This window comes from Acinetobacter sp. SwsAc5, assembly GCF_013391485.1.
Classification (GTDB): Bacteria; Pseudomonadota; Gammaproteobacteria; order Pseudomonadales; family Moraxellaceae; genus Acinetobacter; species Acinetobacter towneri.
Genome location: NZ_JACAXD010000002.1, coordinates 91,148 through 114,432 on the forward strand (window position 1 = coordinate 91,148; position 23,285 = coordinate 114,432).

A 23,285-nucleotide genomic window follows, 5' to 3' on the forward strand; every position below is an offset into this window, starting at 1 on the left:
ACCATGCGTTATCAGGACGAATGTTACGGGGAAGTGTGAAAATTTCCCCGTTTTAGTTTCAGCCTTGCACTCAATTTGATTGCTAAAAGCCATGTGCCATGGAGCGATGAAATGAAACAGAACTCATTTCAATTCAAAGAAAATATATTACAATTTTTCTCTAGCCACGATGATATCTGGAAAAAACTACAAGAATTTTATTATGGGCAAAGCCCTATTAATGACGCCTTAACACAGCTCAACAAAGAAGATATGTCGATGTTCTTTGAAGCTTTGTCTAAAAATCCAGCACGCTTGATGGAAATGCAATGGAGCTGGTGGCAAGGTCAAATGCAAATCTACCAAAATGTGATGATGCGCAGTGTGGCAAAAGACATCGAACCATTCATTCAACCTGAAAGTGGTGATCGTCGTTTTAACAGCCCATTATGGCAAGAACAACCCAATTTTGACCTGTTATCGCAGTCATATTTGTTGTTTAGCCAACTGGTACAAAATATGGTGGATGTCGTAGAAGGCATTCCAGACAAAGTGCGTTACCGCCTTCACTTTTTTACCCGCCAAATGATTAATGCTTTATCACCAAGCAATTTTCTTTGGACTAACCCTGAAGTGATTCAGCAAACCATTACCGAACAAGGTGAAAACCTTGTCCGTGGCATGCAAATTTTCCATGATGATGTGGTCAATAGCGGAAAATATTTATCTATTCGCATGGTCAATAGTGACTCTTTTAGCTTGGGTAAAGATTTAGCCTACACGCCAGGTGCTGTAGTATTTGAAAATGAAATTTTCCAGTTGTTGCAATATGAAGCAACCACGGAAAATGTATATCAAACCCCGATTCTAATCGTGCCGCCATTTATTAATAAATATTATGTGCTGGATTTACGCGAACAAAACTCATTGGTGAACTGGTTACGTCAGCAAGGTCATACGGTCTTTTTAATGTCTTGGCGTAACCCAAATGCCGAACAAAAAGAACTCACTTTCGCAGATCTGATTACCGCAGGTGCAGTTGAAGCTTTGCGTGTTATTGAAGAAATTACAGGCGAAAAAGAAGCCAACTGTATCGGCTATTGTATTGGTGGTACTTTACTTGCTGCAACGCAGGCTTATTACCTGGCAAAACGCCTGAAAAGTCATGTGAAATCTGCCACGTATATGGCAACCATTATCGACTTTGAAAACCCAGGCAGCTTAGGCGTATTTATTAATGAACCTGTGATTAGTGGTTTAGAAACCTTAAATAATCAATTGGGTTATTTTGATGGTCGCCAGTTGGCAGTCACGTTCAGTTTGTTACGTGAAAATACCCTGTACTGGAACTACTACATCGAGAACTATTTAAAAGGCAAAGAGCCTTCAGATTTCGATATTTTGTATTGGAACAGCGACGGCACCAATATTCCTGCCAAAATTCATAATTTCTTATTGCGTAATTTGTATTTGAATAATGAATTGATTTCACCAAATGCAGTAAAAGTGAACGGTGTTGGACTCAACCTTTCTCGTGTCAAAACTCCAAGCTTCTTTATTGCTACGCAGGAAGATCATATCGCGCTTTGGGATACCTGCTTCCGTGGTGCAGATTACTTAGGTAGTGAATCTACACTGGTACTTGGTGAATCTGGACACGTGGCAGGCATTGTGAATCCGCCAAGTCGTAATAAATACGGTTGCTATACCAATACTGCCAAGTTTGAAAATACCAAGCAATGGCTTGATGGTGCAGAGTATCATCCTGAATCTTGGTGGCTACGCTGGCAGGCTTGGGTCACACCGTATACAGGCGAACAAGTCCCTGCCCGCGCCTTAGGTAATGCGCAATATCCAATGATAGAAGCAGCACCAGGTCGCTATGTTTTGGTAAATTTATTTTAATCAGTCATATAACATCAGTAATGCACATGCTATATATCATGTGCATCCACAGAAACGTGAACATAAGATTTAAGGATATAAAATGAAAGATGTTGTCATTGTTGCTGCAAAACGTACTGCAATTGGTAGCTTTTTAGGTAGCCTCGCTTCTTTATCTGCACCACAATTGGGGCAAACAGCAATTCGTGCGGTATTAGACAGTGCCAAAGTACAGCCTGAACAAGTCGATCAGGTGATTATGGGCAACGTACTCACTACAGGTGTAGGACAAAACCCTGCACGCCAAGCCGCAATTGCTGCAGGTATTCCTGTGCAAGTACCTGCATCAACGCTTAACGTGGTGTGTGGTTCAGGTTTACGTGCCGTACATTTGGCTGCACAAGCGATTCAGTGTGATGAAGCAGAAATTGTGGTTGCTGGTGGTCAAGAATCAATGTCACAAAGCGCACACTATATGCAATTGCGAAACTGTCAAAAAATGGGGAATGCCCAGTTGATCGACAGCATGGTGGCTGATGGTTTAACCGATGCCTATAACCAATATCACATGGGTATTACTGCAGAAAATATTGTAGAAAAACTTGGTTTAAACCGTGAAGAACAAGACCAATTGGCACTGACTTCACAACAACGCGCGGCTGCAGCACAAGCGGCTGGTAAATTTAAAGATGAAATTGCGGCTGTAAGCATTCCACAGCGTAAAGGCGACCCAATTGTATTTGCTGAAGATGAATACATCAAAGCCAATACTACCCTTGAAAGCCTGAATAAATTACGCCCTGCGTTCAAAAAAGATGGCAGCGTAACCGCAGGCAATGCTTCTGGTATTAACGATGGTGCAGCAGCAGTGTTGATGATGAGTGCAGACAAAGCTGCAGCCTTAGATCTACAACCTTTAGCACGTATTAAAGCCTATGCAATGTCGGGTATTGAGCCTGAAATTATGGGTCTTGGCCCTGTTGAAGCGGTAAAGAAAACCCTGAATAAAGCAGGCTGGAGCTTAGATCAAGTTGATTTGATTGAAGCTAACGAAGCCTTTGCCGCTCAGGCTTTAGGCGTTGCCAAAGAACTAGGCTTAGACTTAGATAAAGTAAACGTGAATGGCGGTGCAATTGCCCTCGGTCACCCGATTGGTGCTTCTGGTTGCCGTATCCTTGTGACGTTACTACACGAAATGCAACGCCGTGATGCAAAAAAAGGCATCGCAACGCTTTGCGTCGGCGGTGGTATGGGTGTTGCACTTGCGGTTGAACGCGACTAAGTAACCGAGCCGAAAGTACTGCACGAGTCAAAGCTATTGAATTTGATAGCTGTTCAAAGCCAGTAATAAGTTAAGACATAATGGGAGCTTCGGCTTCCACTATTTTTTTAACTACACAGAGCTTAAAATAATATTGTTGTCGATTAATTTGACATGACAAGTTCTGCTTAATCCACCGAAAGTAAGTGCTGAATATGATCACTAAAGTGATAAAAATGCATGGTATCGGGTTGCTGTTTCAGCTGTTGCCATGCGTCTACAAACGACGTCCAACCTAAATCTTTTAGGCATTGCACAATCATTTCCAATTGCGACAAAGTCTTTTCAGTCGATTGTTTTAACCGAATTTGTCGGTCTAATTGTTCAATTTTTTGCCCCAATTGGAAAAATAAATATATCTGCTGTGGTTCTGCATCTAATAGTGCTTCGCAGTCTTGTACCACATCACAAATATAACTCGCGTTATCGCACGCATTTTGAATACATTGCTGTAATTCAACATAAGTAGCTTTAGAAAACACCTGTGCCAAGTTTTGAATTTTTGTCCGTGTTTGCTCAAACTGCATCGCAAATGAAGCAGGCTGTTCTTCGTTTAAAATCAATTCATTTAAAGAAGCTGCATCAAATGCAGGCAAACAAAAGGCATGTGCATAAGTCAAAGCAGCATCATTTTGTTTAAATGGAAATTGCTGACATACATATTGAATACGGGTTAAATATCGGGCTAACCAAAAAATTTCTCGCGCATCGCTGCTAGATAAATTCACGGTTGTTTCATCCTCCTAACTCTAAGGTCTGTTGATAATTCATCGCGATAAAGCACCTCAATCGCCTTGCCCAATTAACCTACAGCACTCATCCACTCAGACCGCTTTTATTTACATAAACCTGTATCTACCATACAAAACAATGACGGGTTTTCACTTAAACACAACTATTCAATCTTGCTTTTCTAATTGATCCAAGTATGGCTTGAGGTCATAGTTTCTGATTCACTTCTATTATTTGATTAACTTTGCCCGTCCAAATTTTGTGATATTTACTGCAAAATCTGCGGTTATATTTTGCCCTTTTTCAGTAAAAAACTTGCTAATCATTCCGAGTTTTCTTATTGTGTGGAAGAACAAGTTTTCATCCGTATGAATTGACCTAGTAAATATTGAATATGTCTATACAAGAAAAAGAAACATCGAATAGTTTATATCGCCAATGGCAAATTTTATCGCGCCTTTCTACAGGTAAATGGATGGGCACACGTGAATTACACGATGTCCTGCAACGTGAAGGTATCGACATTAGTTTGCGTACGATTCAACGTGACTTAAATCAAATTTCTCAGCGCTTTCCAATTGAAAGTAATGGTACCGTACCACAAGGTTGGCGCTGGCGTTCAGATGCACCGATTCAAAGTTTACCGCACATGACCAGCTCTCAAGCGGTAACGTTTATGATGGTCGAGGAACATTTAAAACATCTGCTGCCGCCAAGTTTGATTGAAGAAATGAACCCATGGTTTGATTTGGCACGACGCAGTCTATCGACCCAAAACAATGTCCGCCAATGGATTAATCGTGTGCGAATTGTGCCTGCAACACAACCTTTAATTCCACCAGTCGTAGACCGCAATGCACAACAGGCGATATATGAAGGCTTGCTCCAAGACAAACAACTAGAATGTATTTATCAATCACGCAGCAATTCAGGCGAAGAAAAAACTTATGTGCTGAATCCTTTGGCTTTGGTGCAAAAAGGTGCGGTGATTTATTTAATCTGTACTCGATTTGACAAAACCGACATTCAAACCTTTGCCCTGCATCGTTTTAAAGCAGCCAAAGTTTTAGATTCACGCGCCTTGCATCCTGTTAATTTTGATATTGATGCCTATATTGAATCTGGCGAATTAGGTTTTAGAGTCGATTTCAGTAAAGCTACTGAAAATATTCAGCTCAAACTTACCATGCAAAAAGCTGATGCCATATACTTCGATGAAAGCCAATTAAGCAAAGATCAAACTATGGAAACACTGGAAAATGGTAATGTGTTGGTGACTGCCACTGTGCCGTTTACCTCACAATTGGTTTGGTGGTTGCGTAGTTTTGGTAAAAAGCTAATTCAGATTGAACCTGTAGAAGTTGCCAATGCGGTGCATCAAACTCAGGAATAAAAAAGCCCCAAATATATTGGGGCGATAGCATTATCGTTCTCTTTTAAATCAAATTATTGTGATTGCTGATTGAAGTTAAAATTAAAATTGACTCGGCATCGTTCAGCGTGGGCATGCCAGTTCAGCTGTACTATAACGAATGCTTTTTAAAGTCATATTTTGCTCCTATCTATGTTGATAAGTGTCACTTTAAATGCTCCTGATCTAGCTGTGAAATCATAAGATATGCAGTCGAAATCAGATTTATTCTTATACGCAACTTCTTCTTTGCTTAGCATCTGATTTACTTTGGCGCATAAAAAAGCCCGCAATTTAAATTGTGGGCTTCTTCATCAATCCATCAAACCTTAAGCAGATTTACGTGACTGTGCATTTTTACGAATGGTGATCATCACCAATTGAACTGCGGCAGGTGTTACACCTGGAATACGACTGGCTTGTGCCAAAGTTTCAGGCAAAACATGCTTCAATTTTAGCGTGATTTCACGCGATAAACCTGACACTGCATCATAATCAAAATCGGCAGGGATTTTAGTTTCTTCCAAGCGTTTTAACTGTGCGACATCTTCATGCTGACGGTTAATATAACCAGCATATTTCACTGCAATTTCAATTTGATCGCCCACTTGTGCAGAAACGTCTGAACCCGTTAATTCTGCGATTTGCGCAAAACTGATATTTGGACGTTTTAACAGATCAATCGCAGAACATTCTTTGGATAAATCTGCACCTGTCATTTCAACAAATTTTTTACCCATTGGGTTGTTTGGTGCAGCCCACAAATGTTGTAAACGCCCTGTTTCACGTTCTACTGCTTCCATTTTTTCACAGTAAGCTGCCCAACGAGTGTCATCCACCAAACCAAGCTCACGACCAATTGGCGTCAAACGCTGATCGGCATTATCTTCACGCAACATCAAACGGTATTCCGCACGTGAGGTAAACATGCGGTACGGTTCTTTGGTACCTAGCGTGATCAAATCATCAACCAATACACCAATATAAGCTTCGTCACGTTTTGGTGTCCATTGTTCCTGATCCCAAGCGCGACGTGCCGCATTCAAACCAGCTAACACACCTTGCGCACCCGCTTCTTCATAGCCAGTCGTACCATTAATTTGACCTGCAAAATACAAGTTATTAATGGCTTTGGTTTCCAAAGTGAATTTCAAGGCTTGTGGATTGAAGTAATCATATTCAATCGCATAACCTGGACGCAAAATATGCGCATTTTCCATACCACGAATTGAACGAACTAACTCGAACTGCACATCAAACGGTAAAGAGGTTGAAATCCCGTTTGGATACAATTCATGTGTATCTAAACCTTCAGGCTCCAAAAATACCTGATGCGAGTCTTTATCAGAAAAACGGTGAATTTTATCTTCAATCGATGGGCAGTAACGTGGGCCAACACCTTCAATCACACCTGTATACATCGGTGAACGATCTAAACCACCACGAATAATTTCGTGAGTACGTTCATTGGTATGGGTGATATAGCAGTTCACTTGTTCAGGGTGCATCGACACATCACCCATGAATGACATGGTTGGTGATGGGAAATCACCTGGCTGCGGAATCATGACCGAAAAATCGACTGAGCGTGCATCAATACGTGGTGGCGTACCTGTTTTTAAACGCCCAACAGGCAAATTTAATTCACGTAAACGTGCCGCCAAAGCAATTGATGGAGGATCGCCTGCACGACCACCGCTCGATTTTTCTAAACCGATGTGAATCACACCACCCAAGAATGTACCTGTGGTCAATACCACGGTTTTCGCATCAAAACGAATCCCCATTTGAGTGACTACACCTTTTACAGTATCGCCTTCTACAATCAGGTCATCGGCTGCTTGTTGGAAAATATCTAAATTGGCTTGGTTTTCTAAAGTGGCGCGAATCGCAGCTTTAAAGCGAACTCGGTCTGCCTGCGCACGTGTTGCACGAACAGCAGCACCTTTACGCGAGTTTAAAATACGGAATTGAATCCCGCTTTTATCGGCAGCCAATGCCATTGCGCCGCCTAAGGCATCAATCTCACGTACCAAATGCGACTTACCAATCCCGCCAATTGCAGGGTTACAGCTCATCTGCCCTAAAGTCTCAATGTTATGAGTTAAGAGTAAGGTTTGACGACCCATACGTGCTGCTGCAAGCGCCGCTTCGGTGCCTGCGTGACCGCCACCAATAACAATGACATCGTAAACTTTAGGATAGTGCATAATGGTCAATGAGAGATAAAAAATAAAGACGGAATATTATAGCAAAACTTGTGGCATAAGTTGACAGATTCAGTCGATTTTATTGGCTTAACCGCGCTACAAAATTAATATTTTGTAATCCAAATTTGCATTTTTACTGTACATAAAAACATTTAGACCTAAAAATTAACCAGATCACCGTTGTTTTAATTTGTCTATTTTTTATCCTAATAGCACAGATATGAGAAACAAAGGGAAACATCATGAATAAGAAAATTTTGCTGTCCTCTATGCTTTGTGGCTTATTTTTCAGTCCATTTGCAGTGCAGGCAAATGATAAAGTAGAAACCGTCTATAACGCGCAAAAATTCCAGCAAGTCTGTAAAGGTAAAACTCAGGGCGCACCTGTAAGCTTTGCTTATCGTGGGATTATCTGGAATGGTACCTGTGAACCACAATTCTTTAGTTCATCTAAAGCAGTGCAATTACAAGGCAATGAGCCTGAATTATACCGTTCTTGTATGGCAGATGCGCAAAGTACCGTCATTACAGTCAATGGTACTGAGTTAAAAGGCAAATGTGCCTTAGGCTTTACGCCACCACGCCCTGCTGCAATGTGATCAATCAGTTAATCTATATTTTCATGAACAGATCGGGTATTCATTCAAACTGAAAGCATGAAAATAACACCAAAGCAGTCATTTATAAGAAGTGACTGCTTTGTTTATTGCACAAGCTCAAAAAACAATTACACTGCAAAGAGAGGGAAAATTATACCCATAAGAAAAAAATAAAGGATGTGCTATGGATTCAGGCTTTTTTACCTTTTTTCTACCACTGACCTTAGCTGTGATGATGATGGGCTTAGGCTTACAACTCACGCCTAAAGACTTTATTCGGGTCAATCAATTTCCTAAAGTCATTTTTTTAACGCTTTTTTCACAATTGGTCATTTTGCCTGTTTTAGCATTTTCAATTTGTTTATTTTTAGAATTGCCACCGCTCTTGGCAATTGGCTTAATGCTGCTTGCTGCCTCACCAGGGGGGCCTACTGCTAACTTATTTAGCTATGTTTATAAAGGTGACGTTGCCCTAAATATTACCCTAACCGCAATGAACTCTGTGATGGCGACCTTTACGCTGCCTTTTATTGTTAATTTGTCTTTTCTGTATTTTATGACCGATCAACAACAAATTGGCATGCCAATTGAAAAAATGGCACAGGTTTTTTTACTGATTATTGTGCCTGTTTGTGTAGGAATGGCGGTGCGTAATGCAATGCCACAAATTGCATTACAGTTGGGCAAACCTATGCGTTTGATGTCCATTTATTTCATTTTCGCTTTATTCTTTTATGCGCTTTTCCGCGAACGCGCCAATGTCTTTGACTATTTCAGTGCGATTGGTATCGCCACAGCGCTTTTTTGCTTTTTAAGTTTACTTATTGGTTATCTTGTGCCGTATTTGGCGGGTGTGCCTGATCAACAAGCACGCTCTTGTTGTTTTGAAATTGGCATTCATAACACTGCTGTTTCTTTAACCGTTGCGCTATCGGTTTTGCAAAGCACTGAAATTGCCATTCCTTCTGCGATTTACACCATTTTTATGTATATGTTCAGCTTTATTTTAGGGAGTATGTTAGCTAGACAATCGGCCAAACTTGCCCTTCAAAACAAACAGGAGCAGAGTTTAAACCACAATAAAAATACAATTTAAGATGTGAGCAATATTCAATTAACCACAGATTAAACAAATAGTTAGATATTAAATAGATCATTATAGATGTAAAAACAAAGGAGTGTTTATGGATTCAGGATTAATCACAATATTTTTGCCGCTGGCTTTGGCCGTGGTCATGGCTGGACTTGGCTTAGAACTCACTCCTAACGACTTTAAACGGGTGAGCAAACACCCCAAAGCAGTGTTTATTGCTTTATTTTGTCAATTGGTCGTCCTGACAGCAATTGCATTCTTTATTTGTAAACTGCTGAATTTACCACCACTGCTTGCAGTCGGACTCATGCTACTAGCAGCATCTCCAGGTGGGCCAACAGCCAACTTATTTAGCTACTTATATAAAGGTGATATTGCCCTAAACATCACCCTCACTGCCGTGAATTCCGTGATTGCAGCATTTACCTTGCCCCTGATTGTCAACTTTGCCATTCAACATTTTACGCAGGATGGGCAACAAGTCGGCTTACAGTTTGCCAAAGTATTACAGGTGTTTTTAATTATTATTATCCCTGTCACTTTGGGGATGTTGGTACGCCATTTTAGCCCGCAAACGGCAGACCGTTTAAACAAACCTGTGCGTATTTTTGCTGTGGTTTTTCTGATAGTGATTATTATTGGCGCGATTGCCAAAGAGCGAAATAACATCATGCTTTATTTGGCAGATGTAGGACTTGCCACTGCTCTGTTCTGTGCCTGCAGTTTATTGATTGGTTATTTTGTCCCGCGTTTCTTTGGTGTGAACAGCCAACAAGCCCGTGCCTGCGCCTTTGAAATTGGCATTCACAACAGTACCCTTGCAATGACCATCGCCCTAACCGTTATGGCAAGCTCAACCATTGCCATGCCTGCTGCGGTTTATTCTATTTTCATGTATATTTTTGCCGCAATTTTAGGCACATTACTAAATAAATTTGTGCCGACACCTGCATCGGAGCAATCTGCATCCTAAACAAGTCTCTCAATCATCCCCAATCCAGCAATTTGACTGTTTTGGGGATGATTGAGCGATGATGGTTCAAACAAATTCTTAACTTATATTTTTTAGAGTTATATTTTTGTCACATTATTCGACTATAAGCATAAAGCGAATTTGAAACTTCCAATCGTATAGAGTTTTCCCTTTCGCAATCCTAATAAAAAATAACAGCGCCTGCAGCAGTTCAGTTACAATAGCGCTTACGCATTAAATTTTAGGTTATCTCCGTGAAGTGGTTACAAATACATATTACTGTTGATCAAGCGCAAGTCGATTTTACTGAAACCCTGCTCAGTTCATTGGGCGCAGTCAGCGTAACCTTAGATGATGCGGAAAATCAGGACTTACTTGAGCCACTACCAGGTGAAACACCACTTTGGAACAAAGTCATTGTGACAGGCATTTATGCACAAGACGAAGGTGAAGAAATTGATGTTGCAGCCTTAGAAACCTTTATTCGTGCGCAAATGCCAGATGCCCCTTTACGCAGTGAATTTTTGGAAGATCAGGTTTGGGAACGCTCATGGATGGATTACTACGAGCCAATCCAGATTGCAGAGAAATTCTGGATTGTACCTGAATGGTTAGAACCACCTGAGGCAGATGCAGTCAATATTAAACTTGACCCAGGTTTGGCTTTTGGTACAGGTAACCATGCCAGTACGTTCCTGTGCCTGCAATGGTTAGGTAAAACCAATGTAAAAGATAAAGTCGTGATCGACTACGGTTGTGGTTCAGGTATTTTAGGAGTAGCGGCTTTGTTGCTCGGTGCAAAAAAAGTCTATGCGACTGATATTGACCCGCAAGCAGTTTTAGCGACCAAACAAAATGCAGAACTCAACGGTGTACTTAAAAACTTATATGTGGGACTTCCAGAAGAGTTCAATGAAACCATCGGTAATGAAAAAGCAGACATTTTAGTTGCCAATATTTTGGCAGGCCCATTGATGATGCTTGCGCCAGAGTTTGCAACTTTAATTAAATCTGAGGGCGAGTTCGCACTTGCAGGTGTAATTGAAGAGCAAGTTGCTGAAGTTTCTAGTGTTTATTCTGAATTTTTTGATATAGTACAAGTCGAAAAACGTGAAGAAAACTGGTGTCGAATTTCTGGGAAACGCCATCCCCACTAACTGTAATTTTTGAGTTATGAGTGACAAGCAAACCAAGTGCCCTGAATGCCAAACTGTTTATAAAGTATCCGTTGCGCAGCTGACCGTTGCGCAAGGGATGGTTTGTTGTCCTAAATGCGACAATACCTTTAATGCTCTTTCGCATTTGGTATTTGCCTTTCCTCAAAATAAAAACTCAGTCACATCACAATTACATCACATTCAAAACCGCAGTTTTATGCAGGCAACTGCTGAACTTGCGCAACCGCAACATATTTTAGATATTTTTCAGCGTAAAGTTGAACATTCCAATATTGATCTGAAAACCTATCTGAATAACCTCAATTATTTCAGTACTGAACCGATTGGCAACATTCCTGCCATGAAGTTGTCTGCGCCTGATCTTGAAAGTGAAAAAAAGCATGGCAATGGTTACTACTTACTTTGGGGAATTATTAATCTTTTATTGATTGGCTTGTTGATCTTCCAAATTTTGTGGTTTAACCCAAAGTTTTTAAACAGCAGCCCTGCACTGAATTCTGTGTTTACCCAAGTCTGTCAATTTTTTAACTGTAGCAGTTTAGAAGAACGCTATAGCTTAATTTCAGCAAATCGCGTGAAGGTTAAACGTGTAGATCGTATGAATACACAATTTACGGGTGAGCTGATCAATTACTATGATAAAAGCTTGGCTTTGCCTAATATCAAAGTCACTTTAAAAGAAAAACAACAAACATTATCGACTTACATCTATTCCCCACAGGAGTATTTGGTCGAAAGTCTTTCGAGCATTCAACGTATTCCTAAAAACAGTCCATTTAAGTTTGACATTTTAGTTCCAATATCACGAAACGACTTCGATGCCTATACTTTAGAAATTATCAAGCCTTAATTCACAAAAAAATAGTGAAAAAATAGCGAAAAAAATTAAAAAAATTGCAGTTTTCTTGCTCACTTTTTCTCATACAATGGTATCATACGCGCCACGAAAGCTTTGTGCTGCAAACTCCTCGCAAGATTCACAACAAATATAGATCTGTCTAATGCGCTTTATTTTTATATATCGCGTACAGAGTAGATTTTTTGTTTTGATTTTGGTCTGTAACAATTATTAATGTATTGTTACGCTTAAATTTCGACCAATGCCTAGAGTTGTGGCAAGCTAAATGTTCCAGTTTTAGAACTTCCCGTTTTAGGATCTAAAACGGAGTTCATTTAATTTATAGACCACATTGATATATCACTTTATCCCAGTGATATCTGATTTTCGGATTAATTCGCATGAATAGCAAATCTCCTATTTTTACTGCACAATCTGATGTTGCTTTACGTATTCACGTAGATCGCGCAGTTCGCCATTATTTTGCACAACTACAAGGTGAACAACCTTCACAAGTGTATGACATGGTGTTAGCAGAAATGGAGAAACCTCTTTTATCTGTTGTTCTTGAATACACTCGCGGTAACCAAACACGCGCTGCTGAAATTCTTGGACTAAACCGTGGTACTTTACGTAAAAAGTTAAAAGCTCACGGTTTAATGAGTGAATAAGTGATAAAATGCTTGCGACCTCCGCAGGCATTTTTTTTACCTGCATTTTGCTAGTTTGTTTTAATCTGTAATTGAAAACTGTGACGAAGATCATGACTATTAAACGCGCTTTAATCTCTGTTTCTGACAAAACAGGTATTGTTGAATTTGCACAAGACCTTGCTGCTCTTGGGGTAGAAATTTTATCTACTGGCGGTACTTATAAGTTGCTTAAAGACAACAATATTGCTGTCGTAGAAGTATCAGAGCATACTGGTTTCCCTGAAATGATGGATGGTCGTGTAAAAACGTTACACCCAAAAATTCATGGCGGTATCTTGGCTCGTCGTGGTCTAGACGAAGCAGTCATGGCAGAACACAATATTGATGCCATCGACTTGGTTGTTGTTAACCTTTATCCATTTGCTGCGACTGTTGCAAAACCAAATTGTTCACTTGCAGATGCGATTGAGAACATCGACATTGGTGGCCCTACTATGGTTCGCGCTGCAGCGAAAAACCATGCTTCTGTAGGTATTGTAGTAAATGCTTCTGACTATGCGACTGTTATTGCAGAAATGAAAAGCAACGGTGCTTTGTCTTACGAAACTCGTTTTGATTTGGCAGTGAAAGCATTTGAACACACTGCACAATATGACGGCATGATCGCCTCTTACTTAGGTGCACGTGTAGGTAAAGAAGAAGGTACTGCTGACCAATTTTCACGTACATTCAATACACAATTGAACAAAGCGCAAGATTTACGTTACGGCGAAAACCCGCATCAATCTGCAGCGTTCTATGTAGACCCTGCTGCAACTGAAGCTTCTGTTTCTACAGCGAAACAGCTTCAAGGTAAAGAATTATCTTATAACAACATTGCAGATACTGATGCCGCACTTGAATGTGTGAAATCATTTGCAAAACCTGCTTGTGTGATCGTAAAACACGCGAACCCATGTGGTGTTGCTGTATCTTTAGACGGTATTCAAGCGGCTTATGACCTTGCTTATGCAACTGACCCTGAATCTGCATTTGGTGGCATCATTGCGTTTAACCGTGAGTTAGACGTTGCCACTGCACAAGCGATTGTAGACCGTCAATTCGTTGAAGTAATCATTGCGCCTAGCATTGCAGATGGCGTACTTGAAGTGACTGGCGCGAAGAAAAACGTACGTGTATTGGTATGTGGTGAGCTTCCTGCGATTGATGCACGCGCTCCACAAATGGATTACAAACGTGTCAACGGCGGTTTATTGGTTCAAGACCAAGACTTGGGCATGATCACGAAAGATGACTTAAAAGTTGTGACCAAACGTGCACCAACTGAACAAGAAATTGACGATATGATCTTTGCTTGGAAAGTTGCGAAATACGTAAAATCGAACGCAATTGTTTATGCGAAAAACCGTCAGACCATTGGTGTTGGCGCAGGTCAAATGAGCCGTGTAAACTCTGCTCGTATTGCTGCCATTAAAGCAGAACATGCAGGTTTAGTGGTTGAAGGTGCAGTAATGGCATCTGACGCATTCTTCCCATTCCGTGATGGTATTGATAACGCAGCTAAAGCTGGTATCAAATGCATTATTCAACCGGGTGGTTCTATGCGTGATGAAGAAACGATTGCAGCAGCAGATGAAGCTGGTATTGCAATGGTCTTCACTGGCATGCGTCATTTCCGTCACTAATTAAACTCATTAATTAGAAGTCGTATTTAATAATCCTCCGAAATCCCCCTTTTTTATAAAAGGGGGACTTTTCACGTAAGGGAACTGTGTTTTTATGCACAATCTCCTTCCTTTTCAAGGGTGAAAAGCATAGCTTCGCTAGGGGGATTTTATTCTTTGAGGGATTTTTAGATGAATATTTTAGTTTTAGGTAGCGGCGGTCGTGAACATGCGTTGGCATGGAAAATCGCACAAGATGACAAAGTCGCTAAAGTCTTCGTTGCACCGGGTAATGCAGGTACGGCAACAGAAAACAAATGCGAGAATGTAGCGTTAGATATTCAAAATAACCCTGCAATCATCGACTTTGCCAAAAATAATGCTGTTGATTTAATCATTGTTGGCCCTGAAGCACCACTGGTCAATGGTGTAGTAGATGCCTGCCGTGAAGCGGGTTTAAAAATTTGGGGCCCAACCCAGTTTGCTGCACAGCTTGAAGGTTCTAAAGCCTTTGCCAAGCACTTTTTAAATCGTCACAACATTCCAACTGCATTCTATGACGTATTCACCGAAGTTGATGCGGCAAAAGCATTTGTTGAAAAAAATGGTGCTCCAATCGTGATCAAGGCGGACGGTCTTGCTGCAGGTAAAGGCGTGATCGTGGCGATGACCAATCAAGAAGCATTTGATGCAATTGATGACATGCTAGCAGGCAACAAATTTGGTGATGCAGGTTCACGTGTAGTCATTGAAGAATTCCTTGCAGGTGAAGAAGCTTCTTTCATTTGTATGATTGATGGCGACAACATCCTTCCTATGGCAACTTCACAAGACCACAAGCGTATTTTTGAAGGCGACCAAGGTCCAAATACTGGTGGTATGGGTGCATACTCTCCTGCCCCTGTCGTGACTGCAGACGTATTTGAAAAAACCATGAATGAAGTGATGCGTCCTACTGTTGAAGGTATGAAAAAAGACGGTCATGTTTATACAGGTTTCTTATACGCAGGCTTAATGATTGACGACAAAGGTCAACCAAAAGTGATCGAGTTTAACTGCCGTTTTGGTGACCCAGAAACACAACCAATTATGATGCGCTTAAAGTCATCTTTGGTAGATTTGGTTGAAGCAGGTATTGCTGGCAACTTACCTGCCGAAGCAGACTGGGATGAACGCAAAACTGTCGGGATTGTATTGGCGACTGCGGGTTACCCTGAAACTTCAGGCAAAGGTGATGTGATTTCTGGTTTAGAAACACAAATGGCAGATGCGAAAGTATTCCACGCAGGTACAGCAAGCAATGCCGATGGTGAGATTGTGACCAATGGTGGTCGTGTACTGTGTGTAACTGCGCTCGGTAATACCATTGGCGAAGCGCAAGCTAAAGCCCTTGAACTGTGCGAAAAAGTTACCTTTGATGGTGTGCAATATCGTAAAGATATTGGCTATCGTGCCATTGCTCGTGAAAATGCTTAAAATTTTTAGTTTAGCCTAAAAATTTAAGTCCATAAAAAAGCTCGTCACTGTACGAGCTTTTTGTTTATCAGGTTGTAACCCATGTACATTGTGATGATCTACGTTTATAAAATACTTTAGATCAATAAACATGCAAAAAATAAAAAGCTTCAAAGAATTTTTAATTTCAATATTCGTTGAGTTTACATTGCAAATACTTTTTATTTTTGCAGGATTAATATATTTGGCTTATGTTTTTATAGGGATAGGTTCATTGTTACTCTGTTTGCCTTATATATGGGCGATATATTATCGTTGGAAAAATCATTCATAACTTCTTTTATGTATTTACAGCCATGTTCTGATTCTTGTAACTAAGCCGATTTCATACCGACAATTTCATATCTCGTTTTTTACTATCGATTGCAGAATAAATTTTAAAGCACCTAAATATTTAAACACTTGTTCAAATCCTTAATCTTTACAGAATATATTTATTTATAAGAACTTATTTTGACTTATTCGCTTTCTGTTGTAAAAACAGTGATATGCATAACATACACAGCACTATATAGAATTATTTTTTATTGTTATGATGGTGCATCTTTTGAAAAAGTGAATTGCCCATCCATCTCAAAATTATTGATTGAGCTGTGGGCTGACTTTTTCAGTACTCAAACAATACCTACAACATATTTGAGAAACATACAAAATCATCATCATGCGATTCCATCCATCGTGCTGATTTGATTCTTCTCAATCATTGGCAACTTTAGGCACTGCTTAAACTTGCTCGGGATATATTCATGAAAAAGCTCCTTGGTCTTGTACTTGGTCTTTCAGTTGGCTTGGCTGGCTGTGGCAAACAAGAAGCGCCTGCGACTGACGCGGCACAAAAAGATTCTTCTGCTCTACACACTGTCACTATGGCATCGACTGGTTCAGATGCAGATATTTGGCGTTTTATTGCCGACTTACCTGAAACCAAAGCAGCAGGTATTCAACTTGAAGTGAAAAACTTCACCGATTACGTGTCAATGAACACGGCGGTAGCAAATAAAGAAATTGATCTTAACGCATTCCAATCTTATGCCTATATGGTGGCATTTAATGCCAACAATAAAGATCAAATTGCACCAGTAGCGACAACTTACTTAGAGCCAATGGGTATTTACTCAAGCAAAGTGAAAAAGTTGGATGAGTTCAAAACAGGTGCAACCATTGCTATTCCAAATGATGGTGCCAATGAATCACGTGCACTGTTATTACTTCAATCGGCTGGTTTGGTTAAACTGAAAGATGGTTTTGACAATGTTCAAGGCACGCCTGCAGACATCGTAGAAAATGCGAAGCAAATTCAAATCAAACCGATTCAAATGGCAACGGCTGTACGTGTAAAAGATGAAGTCGATGCAATTGTTTTGGGCAACACTCTTGCAATGGAAGGTGGTTTGAACGTACTTAAAGATTCAATTTATTACGAGCCAATTGACCAGAGCACAAAAATGAATGTCAACATTCTCGCGACTGCTGCAGATCGTCAAAATGACCCAATCTTGCAAAAAGTAGCTGCGTTGTATCATACCGAAGCGGTGAAGCAATATATTGATCAGCACTTTGGCGGAACAAAAGTTGCGGTAAATAAACCTGTCAGCTATTTCACTGAAGCAGCAAAATAGTAATATAATGCGTTAAACAAAACAGGCAAAGCGAACTTTGCCTGTTTTTTCATTTATGGACATTTCTTGACGATATGATTGAATTTAAAAACATTTCAAAGCACTATCAGCTCAAAGGTCAAACACTGCGTGCGTTGGATCAAATTAACCTACAAATTCCAACAGGCAGTATTTTTGGCATTATTGGCTATAGTGGTGCAGGTAAAAGTACGTTAATCCGCTTGATCAATTTGTTGGAGCGTCCAAATGCTGGGCAAGTCATCATTCATCAAAAAGATTTTACTGCACTCAATGCCCGCGAATTACGTCAAGAACGTGCCCATATTGGAATGATTTTTCAGCACTTCAATTTATTGCAGACCAAAACTGTGGCTGCCAATATTGAAATGCCGATGAAACTGTTAGGCTGGAACAAAGCCGAACGCGAAAAGCGTTTAAATGAATTACTTGAGTTTATTGATTTAAAACATAAAAAAGACGCCTACCCTGATGAACTTTCAGGCGGACAAAAACAACGTGTCGGTATTGCGCGTGCGCTAGCCAATCATCCTAAAATTTTACTCTGCGATGAAGCAACTTCAGCACTTGATCCACAAACCACCAAATCTGTGCTGGAATTACTGAAAAAAATTAACCGCGAACAAGGCATTACCATTGTAATGGTCACACATGAAATGGATGTGATTGAATCGGTTTGTGATTATGTGGCGGTGATGGAACAAGGCAAAGTCATTGAAACAGGTTCAACCCTAGAAATATTTAGTCAACCGCAACATCCGACCACCAAAAGCTTTATTCAAACCGTGTTGCAGCAGCAATTGCCTATCAATATTTTGAATAATCTGGAAAATCAAAATCAGCACAGCATTTATTGTCTGAAGTTTTTAGGTAAATCAGCTCAGGAAACCGTAATTCAAGCCGTCATTAAACAGTTTGATATCAGCCTGAATATTTTATTTGCCAATATGACCGAAATTGATGGCGCTGTGATTGGGCAAATGTTTATACAATTGCTCGGTGATGCAAGCGTCATTCAACAAGCACTTGAATTTCTGCAAGCCAATGGTATTGAAGTTGAACAGTCAGGAGTACAAGCATGAGAGATTTAATTGTACAGTGGCTGACCTCAGTAACTGCGCCTTTCTGGAAAAGCTCTTTATCTATTGACCAGTTTGTTACAGCCTTACAAGAAACCTTTCACATGGTGTTCTTTGCCATGTTGTTTGGTTGTATCTGGGGCTTTATTCAGGGCATTACCCTTGTAGTGACTCGTCCGACAGGTATTTTGCCAAACCGTGTGATTTATCACGGGCTTAACCCGATTGTAAACGCACTGCGCTCCCTACCCTTTATTATTTTATTGATTGCGGTGATTCCGCTGACTAAATTGTTAGTGGGTACATCCATCGGAACTTGGGCAGCCATTGTTCCACTGACCATTTATGTCGGCCCGTATATTGGTCGTTTGGTAGAAACTTCACTGCTTGAAGTCAATGAAGGGATTGTCGAATCTGCACAGGCAATGGGTGCTACACCCTTACAGATTATCTTCAAATTTATTTTACCTGAAGCACGTAGCTCACTCATTTTGAACCTAACCACAGCCACCATTAGCTTAATTGGCGCAACTGCTATGGCAGGCGCAGTCGGTGCAGGCGGCATTGGTGACCTTGCTATTTCTTATGGTTATCAACGCTTTGATAGTAGTGTCGTGATGCTAACCGTGGTGGTCTTATTAATTTTAGTGCAATTGGTGCAAAGTTTAGGCGATTGGTTATCTAAACTCAGATAAATCTTTCATCTACACATCAGAAATAGATTCACCATTTAACTCCTTGCTACTCGTATGAGTGTGTAAGGGGTTAAAACCACACTCCTTCTCCATGCATACGTGATTCGCGCCATATCAACATCCAAAAAACTGAAATTTTGATATACGGTCAAGATCATCGAAAACCGTAGGAAAAACTTTGCAGCATGTTTTGTCTTGAGCAGAGCATGCTAAACTAACCCGTGATTTTTTAAGGGACTGATTCATGCGCTTTGTTCATTTAGGTATACATACAGAATTTTCGATTACCGAGTCGATTGTACGCGTACCTGACTTGATTAAAGCTGCAGTCAATGAAGAAATGCCTGCTTTGGCATTGACCGATCTCTCTAACCTGCACGCTGCCGTAAAGTTTTATGGCAAATGTTTGGGGCAAGGCATCAAACCGATTTTAGGTTCAGTGCTGCGTTTAAATGATGCCGATCATCGTGTGACTTTATTGTCGATGAACAATCACGGCTGGCGCAATCTGACCGAACTGGTGTCGCGTGGCTATATTGAAGGTCAGCAACTCAATATCCCTTGCGTCAATAAAGCATGGATTTTAGAACAAGCCGATGATCTGATTCTGTTACTCGGCATTCAAAGTGATGTCGGCAAAATGCTGATCACGTCCAATCCGCAAAAAGCCGAACCGTTGCTGGAAGAATGGATCGAAAAATTTGGTAATCGGGTTTATTTGGCACTGACCCGTACAGATCGTCCCGATGAAGATGCTTTTATTGCCGAAGCAGTTAAATTAGCTAAAAAATATAATATTGGTGTGGTGGCACATAATGATGTGCACTTTGTCCGCCGTGAAGATTATGAAGCGCATGAAGCGCGAGTCTGCATTGCCGAAGGTTATGTTTTAGGGGATAACCGTCGTCCTAAAACTTACAGTCCTGAGCAATATTTTAAAACCGCTGTAGAAATGACGGAATTATTTTCCGACATTCCAAGTGCTATTGAAAACAGCTATCACATTGCCAAACGCTGTAACGTCACGCTGCAATTGGGTAAATATTTCCTTCCAGATTATCCAATTCCAGAAGGACACACCATTGATACCTACTTCGCACACCTATCCAAACAAGGTTTAGAAGAACGTCTAAATGTGCTCTATCCCGTCACACAGCGCGATGAAGACTGGGCAGAAATTCGCAAACCTTATGATGAACGAATTGAATACGAAATTAATATTATTAACTCGATGGGCTTCCCGGGTTACTTCCTCATCGTCATGGACTTTATTCAATGGTCTAAAAATAATGGCGTACCTGTTGGGCCAGGTCGTGGTTCAGGCGCAGGCTCATTGGTCGCTTATAGCTTAAAAATTACCGACTTAGACCCATTGCGTTATGAACTACTCTTTGAACGTTTCTTAAACCCAGAACGTGTATCCATGCCCGACTTTGACGTCGATTTCTGTATTGCAGGACGCGATAAAGTCATTGATTATGTGGCACGCACCTATGGACGTGATGCGGTATCACAAATTGCCACTTTCGGTACTATGGCCGCCAAAGGTGCGATTCGAGATGTCGCACGGGTTTTGGGCAAGTCTTATGGTTTGGCAGACCGTATTTCTAAACTGATTCCAACTAAACCTTTAGGGCTTAGTTTGGAAGAATCAATTGAAGCCGAACCACAGCTGAAAGATGTGGTGACCAATCCATCTAACCCAGACTATGACGATGCTTCAGAAATTTGGGAAATGGCTTTAAAACTTGAAGGCATTACCCGCAACACAGGCAAACACGCAGGTGGTGTGGTCATTGCACCAACCAAAATCACCGACTTTTCTGCGGTTATGTGCGATGCTGATGGAACCGCCCGTGTTGCACAATACGATAAAGACGATGTTGAATCGGCAGGTTTGGTCAAATTTGACTTCTTGGGTTTACGTAACCTGACGGTTATTGAAGATGCAGTACAAAATATCAATAAACGCATCCAAGCCGATACACCGCTAGATATTGCCCATATTCCATTGGACGATAAAGACGCCTATTTAGTCTTTGCCAATGCCAACACCACAGCGGTATTCCAGTTTGAATCCGTGGGCATGAAAAAGATGCTGAAAGAAGCACGCCCAAGCAAATTTGAGGAAATTATTGCCTTCGTGTCCTTGTATCGTCCTGGCCCGATGGATCTCATTCCAGACTTTATTCACCGTATGCACGGTGGCGAGTTTGAGTATCTGCATCCTTTGCTAGAAGGTGTGCTTGAACCAACCTACGGCATTATGGTTTATCAGGAACAGGTAATGCAGGCGGCACAGTATTGTGCAGGCTATACCCTCGGTGGTGCGGACTTACTACGTCGTGCTATGGGTAAGAAAAAACCTGAAGAAATGGTGAAACAGCGCCAAATCTTTATTGAAGGTGCTGCGAAAAAAGACATTGATGCCGCCACAGCCAACCATATTTTCGACTATATGGAAAAGTTCGCAGGCTACGGTTTTAACAAATCCCACGCGGCTGCTTATGCCCTCGTTGCCTATCAGACGGCATGGCTGAAAGCACATTACCCTGCCGAATTCTTGGCTGCGGTAATGTCGTCGGAAATGCAAAACACCGATAACGTGGTGTTCCTGATTGATGACTGTCGCCACAATGGTCTGGAAGTTTTACCACCTTCGGTAAATATGTCTTTGTATCATTTCCACGCCAGCGATGAACGCACCATTGTCTACGGACTTGGCGCAATTAAAGGCGTGGGCGAACAAGCCATGCAATCGGTGATTGATTCTCGCCAAAAAGAAGGTCCATACCGCGATTTATTTGACTTCTGTCATCGTATTGATTTGAAAAAAATCAACAAACGAACCCTTGAAGCCTTAATTCGTGCGGGTGCATTAGACTGTTTAGGCATCGAACGCTCAAGTTTAATGGCACAATTGCCAGAAGCGGTACAAGCGGCGGAACAAGCACGTTCCAACCGTGAAACAGGCATCATGGATTTATTTGGTGAAGTTGAAGAATTACAACGTAAGCCTGCCAAACCTGTAAAACCATGGTCAGATGAAGTCCGACTTAAAGGTGAAAAAGACACACTTGGACTTTACCTCACTGGTCACCCGATTGATGTCTATCGCAATGAATTAAAAGCCTTTATTCCAAGTAAAATTAATGAACTGACGCCAACCCGTCGTGGCGTGACCACCGTCTTTGCAGGCTTGGTGGTGGATGTCGCCAACTTCCCAAATCGGATGGTGGTCACTTTAGATGATGGCACGGCACGTATTGAAGTATCTGCCAACCATGAGCGCTTCCAACGCTTTAAAGATATTGTACAAACTGAAAAAGTGGTGGTGATTGAAGGCGAAATTTACGAACGTGAAGGTTTTGACCGCCCAATGGGACGCTTAACCAAAGCGTTTAGCTTGAATGAAATTCGTCAAAAACGCGCCAATAGTATTCAAATTCACTTGCATGCAGAACATTTAAGCAAGACCTTGAGTCAAGACTTACAAAATATGTTGCTGCCTTATTGTAATGTGGATTTATGCACGCATATTCCTGTTTTATTGCACCTTGACTATGCTTATGCCACTGCAGAATTACATTTGGGCATTCAGTGGAAAATCGCACCCTTAGATGAAGCCTTGGTCAAATTGCGTGACTATTTTGGTAAAGAAAGCCTGCATATCGAATATCAAGTGAAATCCAAAGCCGCGAAAGCTGTCGATGTGGCGAAACCTGCATCGATTGCTCCACCACCTGCTGATATGAGCATGGATGATGCTATGGATTTATACCATACCGAAGTTGATCAATATTCTTAATTAAAAATTTAACCCA

At 41.0% G+C, this 23,285-nt stretch carries 17 protein-coding genes; 15 read left to right on the top strand and 2 right to left on the bottom strand.

The window, feature by feature from the left end:
- Positions 1-111 precede the first annotated feature (111 nt).
- Together HYG89_RS01615 and HYG89_RS01620 are read left to right on the top strand one after the other, a co-directional pair.
- Entirely contained in the window at positions 112-1,884 is a 1,773-nt protein-coding gene (locus tag HYG89_RS01615) for a class I poly(R)-hydroxyalkanoic acid synthase (RefSeq protein WP_178865774.1), read from the top strand.
- An 82-nt stretch (positions 1,885-1,966) separates the two neighbouring features.
- Positions 1,967-3,145 carry an acetyl-CoA C-acetyltransferase gene (locus HYG89_RS01620; protein WP_178865776.1) on the top strand — a complete coding sequence of 393 codons (1,179 nt, stop codon included), beginning with the start codon at positions 1,967-1,969 and terminating at the stop codon, positions 3,143-3,145.
- 167 nt (positions 3,146-3,312) lie between these two features.
- Here HYG89_RS01620 and HYG89_RS01625 read toward each other — a convergent pair whose 3' ends face one another.
- Positions 3,313-3,912 carry a hypothetical protein gene (locus HYG89_RS01625; protein WP_004973138.1) on the bottom strand — a complete coding sequence of 200 codons (600 nt, stop codon included), beginning with the start codon at positions 3,910-3,912 and terminating at the stop codon, positions 3,313-3,315.
- Positions 3,913-4,310: 398 nt separating this feature from the next.
- Here HYG89_RS01625 and HYG89_RS15955 point away from each other — a divergent pair, with 398 nt between their 5' ends.
- The gene (locus tag HYG89_RS15955) at positions 4,311-5,309 is read left to right on the top strand and encodes a YafY family protein (protein WP_004973137.1); all 999 of its coding nucleotides are present in this window, start codon (positions 4,311-4,313) and stop codon (positions 5,307-5,309) included.
- A 347-nt stretch (positions 5,310-5,656) separates the two neighbouring features.
- Here HYG89_RS15955 and mnmG read toward each other — a convergent pair whose 3' ends face one another.
- A complete protein-coding gene (mnmG, locus tag HYG89_RS01635) occupies positions 5,657-7,537 on the bottom strand; it encodes a tRNA uridine-5-carboxymethylaminomethyl(34) synthesis enzyme MnmG (RefSeq protein ID WP_096900911.1) in 1,881 nt (626 codons plus the stop codon).
- Between the two features lie 242 nt (positions 7,538-7,779).
- On the opposite strand from mnmG, the gene HYG89_RS01640 reads away from it, so the two are divergent.
- The 12 genes from HYG89_RS01640 to dnaE all read left to right on the top strand — a co-directional run bounded on the left by HYG89_RS01640 (position 7,780) and on the right by dnaE (position 23,269).
- Complete coding sequence (locus HYG89_RS01640; protein ID WP_004973135.1) at positions 7,780-8,136, top strand: hypothetical protein; 357 nt, start codon at positions 7,780-7,782, stop codon at positions 8,134-8,136.
- 184 nt (positions 8,137-8,320) lie between these two features.
- Entirely contained in the window at positions 8,321-9,232 is a 912-nt protein-coding gene (locus HYG89_RS01645) for a bile acid:sodium symporter family protein (RefSeq protein ID WP_178865778.1), read from the top strand.
- An 88-nt stretch (positions 9,233-9,320) separates the two neighbouring features.
- Entirely contained in the window at positions 9,321-10,202 is an 882-nt protein-coding gene (locus HYG89_RS01650) for a bile acid:sodium symporter family protein (protein ID WP_178865780.1), read from the top strand.
- 254 nt (positions 10,203-10,456) lie between these two features.
- The gene (gene prmA, locus HYG89_RS01655; RefSeq protein WP_004973131.1) at positions 10,457-11,359 is read left to right on the top strand and encodes a 50S ribosomal protein L11 methyltransferase; all 903 of its coding nucleotides are present in this window, start codon (positions 10,457-10,459) and stop codon (positions 11,357-11,359) included.
- A 16-nt stretch (positions 11,360-11,375) separates the two neighbouring features.
- Positions 11,376-12,230 (top strand): DUF3426 domain-containing protein, encoded by an 855-nt coding sequence (locus tag HYG89_RS01660; protein WP_004973129.1) that lies wholly within the window; start codon positions 11,376-11,378, stop codon positions 12,228-12,230.
- Between the two features lie 389 nt (positions 12,231-12,619).
- On the top strand, positions 12,620-12,889 hold the full coding sequence (gene fis, locus HYG89_RS01665) for a DNA-binding transcriptional regulator Fis (protein WP_001086304.1): 270 nt from the start codon (positions 12,620-12,622) through the stop codon (positions 12,887-12,889).
- A 92-nt stretch (positions 12,890-12,981) separates the two neighbouring features.
- Positions 12,982-14,556 (top strand): bifunctional phosphoribosylaminoimidazolecarboxamide formyltransferase/IMP cyclohydrolase, encoded by a 1,575-nt coding sequence (purH, locus tag HYG89_RS01670; protein WP_096900914.1) that lies wholly within the window; start codon positions 12,982-12,984, stop codon positions 14,554-14,556.
- 171 nt (positions 14,557-14,727) lie between these two features.
- A complete protein-coding gene (gene purD, locus HYG89_RS01675) occupies positions 14,728-16,011 on the top strand; it encodes a phosphoribosylamine--glycine ligase (RefSeq protein WP_178865783.1) in 1,284 nt (427 codons plus the stop codon).
- A gap of 785 nt (positions 16,012-16,796) precedes the next feature.
- The gene (locus tag HYG89_RS01680; RefSeq protein WP_004973124.1) at positions 16,797-17,669 is read left to right on the top strand and encodes a MetQ/NlpA family ABC transporter substrate-binding protein; all 873 of its coding nucleotides are present in this window, start codon (positions 16,797-16,799) and stop codon (positions 17,667-17,669) included.
- 74 nt (positions 17,670-17,743) lie between these two features.
- On the top strand, positions 17,744-18,769 hold the full coding sequence (locus HYG89_RS01685) for a methionine ABC transporter ATP-binding protein (RefSeq protein ID WP_178865785.1): 1,026 nt from the start codon (positions 17,744-17,746) through the stop codon (positions 18,767-18,769).
- Entirely contained in the window at positions 18,766-19,461 is a 696-nt protein-coding gene (locus HYG89_RS01690; RefSeq protein ID WP_004973122.1) for a methionine ABC transporter permease, read from the top strand. Before HYG89_RS01685 ends, HYG89_RS01690 begins: the two co-directional genes overlap by 4 nt.
- A 244-nt stretch (positions 19,462-19,705) precedes the next feature.
- Positions 19,706-23,269, top strand: coding sequence for a DNA polymerase III subunit alpha (gene dnaE / locus HYG89_RS01695; protein ID WP_178865787.1), 3,564 nt, complete (start codon positions 19,706-19,708; stop codon positions 23,267-23,269).
- Positions 23,270-23,285: the final 16 nt, after the last annotated feature.

What these genes read in the sequence shown, in the direction of transcription:
- fis (WP_001086304.1), top strand. Translation starts at nt 12,620, where the DNA reads ATGAATAGCAAATCTCCTATTTTTACTGCACAATCTGATGTTGCTTTA.
- HYG89_RS15955 (WP_004973137.1), top strand. Translation starts at nt 4,311, where the DNA reads ATGTCTATACAAGAAAAAGAAACATCGAATAGTTTATATCGCCAATGG.
- purD (WP_178865783.1), top strand. Translation starts at nt 14,728, where the DNA reads ATGAATATTTTAGTTTTAGGTAGCGGCGGTCGTGAACATGCGTTGGCA.
- HYG89_RS01645 (WP_178865778.1), top strand. Translation starts at nt 8,321, where the DNA reads ATGGATTCAGGCTTTTTTACCTTTTTTCTACCACTGACCTTAGCTGTG.
- HYG89_RS01690 (WP_004973122.1), top strand. Translation starts at nt 18,766, where the DNA reads ATGAGAGATTTAATTGTACAGTGGCTGACCTCAGTAACTGCGCCTTTC.
- HYG89_RS01650 (WP_178865780.1), top strand. Translation starts at nt 9,321, where the DNA reads ATGGATTCAGGATTAATCACAATATTTTTGCCGCTGGCTTTGGCCGTG.
- dnaE (WP_178865787.1), top strand. Translation starts at nt 19,706, where the DNA reads ATGCGCTTTGTTCATTTAGGTATACATACAGAATTTTCGATTACCGAG.
- mnmG (WP_096900911.1), bottom strand. Translation starts at nt 7,537, where the DNA reads ATGCACTATCCTAAAGTTTACGATGTCATTGTTATTGGTGGCGGTCAC.
- HYG89_RS01640 (WP_004973135.1), top strand. Translation starts at nt 7,780, where the DNA reads ATGAATAAGAAAATTTTGCTGTCCTCTATGCTTTGTGGCTTATTTTTC.
- HYG89_RS01685 (WP_178865785.1), top strand. Translation starts at nt 17,744, where the DNA reads ATGATTGAATTTAAAAACATTTCAAAGCACTATCAGCTCAAAGGTCAA.
- HYG89_RS01615 (WP_178865774.1), top strand. Translation starts at nt 112, where the DNA reads ATGAAACAGAACTCATTTCAATTCAAAGAAAATATATTACAATTTTTC.
- purH (WP_096900914.1), top strand. Translation starts at nt 12,982, where the DNA reads ATGACTATTAAACGCGCTTTAATCTCTGTTTCTGACAAAACAGGTATT.
- HYG89_RS01620 (WP_178865776.1), top strand. Translation starts at nt 1,967, where the DNA reads ATGAAAGATGTTGTCATTGTTGCTGCAAAACGTACTGCAATTGGTAGC.
- HYG89_RS01680 (WP_004973124.1), top strand. Translation starts at nt 16,797, where the DNA reads ATGAAAAAGCTCCTTGGTCTTGTACTTGGTCTTTCAGTTGGCTTGGCT.
- HYG89_RS01660 (WP_004973129.1), top strand. Translation starts at nt 11,376, where the DNA reads ATGAGTGACAAGCAAACCAAGTGCCCTGAATGCCAAACTGTTTATAAA.